Source organism: Micromonospora sp. NPDC052213 (assembly GCF_040679695.1).
GTDB lineage: Bacteria > Actinomycetota > Actinomycetes > Mycobacteriales > Micromonosporaceae > Micromonospora.
Map to the genome: position 1 here is coordinate 1 of NZ_JBFAVI010000116.1, position 4192 is coordinate 4192.

2 protein-coding genes and 1 pseudogene are annotated in these 4192 nt (G+C 75.3%); 1 reads left to right on the forward strand and 2 read right to left on the reverse strand.

All coding sequences use genetic code 11. From position 1 onward, the window contains the following. Nucleotides 1–396: pseudogene (locus AB0L34_RS23670) on the reverse strand (hypothetical protein); the annotation flags it as partial. 234 nt (nt 397–630) lie between these two features. Here AB0L34_RS23670 and AB0L34_RS23675 point away from each other — a divergent pair. Next, nucleotides 631–1893: a nucleotide sugar dehydrogenase gene (locus AB0L34_RS23675; protein WP_363706632.1), complete on the forward strand. Its 1263-nt coding sequence runs from the start codon at nt 631–633 to the stop codon at nt 1891–1893. Nucleotides 1894–1951: 58 nt separating this feature from the next. Here the strand turns inward: AB0L34_RS23675 and AB0L34_RS23680 are convergent, their stop codons facing one another. After that, nucleotides 1952–4183: an FtsX-like permease family protein gene (locus tag AB0L34_RS23680; protein WP_363706659.1), complete on the reverse strand. Its 2232-nt coding sequence runs from the start codon at nt 4181–4183 to the stop codon at nt 1952–1954. Nucleotides 4184–4192 lie beyond the last annotated feature (9 nt).

Genomic DNA, 4192 nt, shown 5'->3' on the forward strand with positions numbered 1-4192 from the left:
GCGCCGCGGCCCCCTGGTGGGCGCGGCCGCGGCGGTGCTGGTGGCGTTGGCGGGCCTCGGCGCGGCGCTCGGCGCGACGGGCGACACCGACGCGCCCGCGGTGAACGTGCCGAAGACGACGGCGCCGGCCGCCGTGCCGAGCGCGGAGGCGCCGACCGAGCAGGAGCGGAACCCGGACCGGGGTCGGCCGTTCCGGCCCGCCGGGTCCACCTCCAGTCCGTCGCCGTCGGCCACCGTGCCGCCGCAGTCGCCCCCGCCGAGCCAGACGGCCGACCCGGAGTCCCCGGGGCCGACGGGCAGCACGGATCCGACGCCCAGCGACGGCTCTTCGCCGGGCGCGTCGACGGGGCCCACTCCCCCGGCGAGCGGCGGGCCGAGCACGCCGGGGGGCGACACGAACAACCCGCCGGGGGGCGGGGGCGGCGGCGCGGCGACGGACCGTTCGGCCTGATCTCGGCACCGTGCCGCCGCACCCCCGGCGGGCGGTCCGGCCCGTTCGGGCGCGTACGGTGACGCACTGCCGACACTGCGCGGACCCCGGCAGCACCGGTAATCCCAAAACGGACTTACAGGCACAGAGATCCCTCTAGGCTCCCAAGCAGGTTGTTTCCGTCTGCCTCGGGAGTCCGGGTGAGCGTTGAGAAGTTGGTCGTCATCGGCCAGGGGTACGTCGGCCTGCCACTGGCCATGCGGGCGGTCGAGGCGGGCCTGGACGTGGTCGGCCTGGACGTCGACTCCGACCGGGTCAAGCGGCTCGCGTCGGGCGAGTCGTTCGTCGAGGACATCCCCGCCGACCGGCTGGGCCGGGCGCTGGCCAGCGGCCGGTACCACCCGAGCACCGAGTACGCCGACGCCGAGGGCTTCGACATCTGCGTGATCACGGTGCCCACGCCGCTGCGCGACGGCACGCCCGACCTCAGCTTCGTCGAGCAGGCCGGCATCGGCATCGGCCCGTACGTCCGGCCGGGCTGCGCGGTGGTGCTCGAGTCGACCACCTACCCCGGCACCACGGAGGAACTTCTTCGCCCGCTGCTGGAGTCGGCCAGCGGGCTGCGCAGTCCGGGCGACTTCCACCTCGGCTACAGCCCCGAGCGGATCGACCCGGGCAACCAGACGTGGCGGCTGGAGAACACCCCGAAGGTCGTCTCCGGGGTGGACGCGGACTCCCTCGCCCGGGTGGACGGGTTCTACCGGCGGATCGTGGAGCGGACCGTGCCGGTGGGCTCCACCCAGGTGGCCGAGCTGACCAAGCTGATCGAGAACACCTTCCGCCAGGTCAACATCGCCCTGATCAACGAGCTGACCATGCTCTCCCACCACCTGGACATCGATGTCTGGCAGGCGATCGAGGCGGCCGAGACGAAGCCGTTCGGGTTCATGCCGTTCCGGCCCGGTCCCGGCGTCGGCGGGCACTGCCTGCCGATCGACCCGTGCTACCTGTCCTGGCAGGTCAAGCGGCGCCTCGGGCGGCAGTTCCGGTTCATCGAGCTGGCCAACGACGTCAACCACGAGATGCCCGAGCACGTGGCGCAGCGGATCATGGGCGGGCTGAACCGGACCGGCCGCACGATCAGCGGGGCCCGGCTGCTGCTGCTCGGGCTGGCGTACAAGAAGAACACCGGCGACATGCGCGACTCCCCCGCGGTCGACGTGGCCCGCCGTCTGCAGGCGCTCGGCGCGGACGTGCGGGCGGTGGAGCCGTACGCCGAGCCACACCAGATCCCCGGCGGGGTCCTCGTGGTGGAGCTGACCGAGCGGGAGATCCGGGCGGCGGACGCGGTGGTGGTGGTCACGGACCACGACGTCTTCGACTACGACCTGGTCGTCCGGCACGCCCGGTACGTCTTCGACTCCCGCAACCGGTGCTCCGGGCCGGTGGTGGAGCACCTCTAGACCCGGCACCGCTGGCCGGTCCCGCCACCCGGTGGGCGACGGGACCGGCCGGCGGATGTCACTGGTCGCCGAGCGCCTCGACCACCGGCCGGGCCAGGGCCCGGCGGGCCGGCAGCACCGAGGCGGCCAGGGCGGCCACCACGGCGACCCCGAGGATCAGCCCGAGCTGCCCCAGCGGCAGCACCACGGCGAAGTCCCCGCTGATCCGGGCCAGCAGGGCCATCGCGGCCGCGCTGACGCCGGTGCCGAGGCCGACCCCGAGCAACGCGCCGACCAGCGCCATCAGCGCCGCCTCGACGGCCAGCACGGCCCGCATCCGGCCCCGGGTCAGGCCCACCGCCCGCAGCACGGCGTTCTCCCGGGTCCGCTCCACGACCGACAGGCTCAGCGTGTTCGCCACCCCGACCAGCGCGATCACCACCGCCAGGCCGAGCAGCGCGGTGACGAACGCGAGCAGCATGTCGACCGTGCTGGTGAGCATCTTCTTGTACGCCCCCTGGTCCATCAGGTTGGCCGTCGGGTAGCGGGCGACCACCGCCTCGATGGCGGCCCGGGCCTGGTCGGCGCTGACGCCGTCGGCGGGGTCGATCTCGGCCAGGTAACCCCGCTCGGTGGGGAAGAGCGCGGTGAAGTCGGCGTCCACCACGTCGATCACGTGACCGGCCGGGACGGAGCTACCGGCCAGGACCGGCCCGTCGTCGGTGACGACCGCGGCCACCCGGAAGGACCGGCCCCGCACGGTGACGGTGGAGTCGGTCGTCCAGCCCCGCGCCTCCGCCAACTCCCGGTGCACCAGCACCGACCCGGGTGCGAGCCGGTCGACGTCGCCCGCCACGACCCCGGTCAGCGTCCGGCCGACCAGCGCGGGGTGGGCGGCCCGGACCTCGACGTCGGCGGTGACGGCGCTGCGCTGCTCGTGCACCACCGCCAGCTCGGGCCGGGCGCGCAGCTCGCCGACGAGCGGCGCGGGCAGGTCGCCGCCGATCCCGGTGACCAGCCAGTCGACCCCGATCTCGGCGTCCACGCTGCGCTCGATGCCGTCCTTGGTGCTGCGCGCGCCCACCACGAAGGCCGACACCAGCCCGATGCCGATGACCAGGGCGGTCGCGGTCGCCGCGATGCGGCGCGGGTTGCGCACCGCGTTGGCCACGGCCAGGCCGGCGGTGGCGCCGAACAGCTTCCGGGCGGGCCAGCCCAGCACCCGCACCAGCGCCGGGACGAGCACCGGCCCGAACAGCACGATGCCGAAGAAGGTCAGCACCCCGCCGAGCGCCACCAGCACCACCTGGACGGCGGACGCGGCGGCCACCAGCGCGGCGATGCCGGCGGCGAAGACCAGCGCACCGGCGGCGAGCCGGAGCCGGCCGGCGCCGCGGGCGGGCTGGACCGCCGCGTCGGTGAGCGCGGCGACCGGCGGCACCCGGGTGCCCCGCCACGCGGGCAGCAGGGCGGCGCCGACCGTGATCGCGGTGCCCAGCAGCAGGCTGAGCAGCACGGTCGGGGCCGTGAGGGTGAGCCCGCCGGAGACCGGCACGTCCAGCCGCGTCATGAGCTGGTTCATGCCGCCGGCCAGGGCGACGCCCAGCAGCACGCCGACCGCGGAGGCGACGGCGCCGATCACGGCGGACTCCAGCAGCGCCGCCCGGAACATCTGCCCCCGGGTCGCGCCGACGAGCCGCAGCAGCGCCGTGCGCCGGGTCCGCTGGGCGAGCACGATGGCGAAGGTGTTGGCGATGACGAACCCGGCGACCACCACCGCGACCCCGGCGAAGGTCAGCAGCACCATGTTGAACTGCTGCAGGTCGCGGACCGCGTCCTCGACCGCGTCGTCGAGGATGCGCTGGCGCGTCTTGACGGTCGCGCCGGCTCCGACCGCCTCGGCGGCCCGGTCGGCCAGCGCCGCGTCGGTCACGCCCGGGCCGGTGGCCACCATGATCCGGTCGTAGCCCCGCTGCCCGGTCACGGCCATGGCGTCCGCACCGACCAGGCCGATAAACGGGCCGCCGACGTCGCGCGGGGTGCCGGCCACGTCGACCGTGCCGACCAGGGTGTACGGGCGGGCCGCTCCCCCGCTGCCGCCGACGCGTACGGGCCCGCCGAGGGTGAAGCCCTCCTCGGCCACGGTGGGCGCGTCCAGCACCACCTCGCCGGGGCGGTCGGGCAGCCGGCCGGCCACCACGTCGTACGAGCGCAGCGCCGGGTCGACGGGGATCGCCGCGAGGACGGCGTAACCGAGCACGGGGCGGTCCTTCGCGCCCACCCCCCCCCCCGACCCGAGCAGGACACACACGCCGCCCCA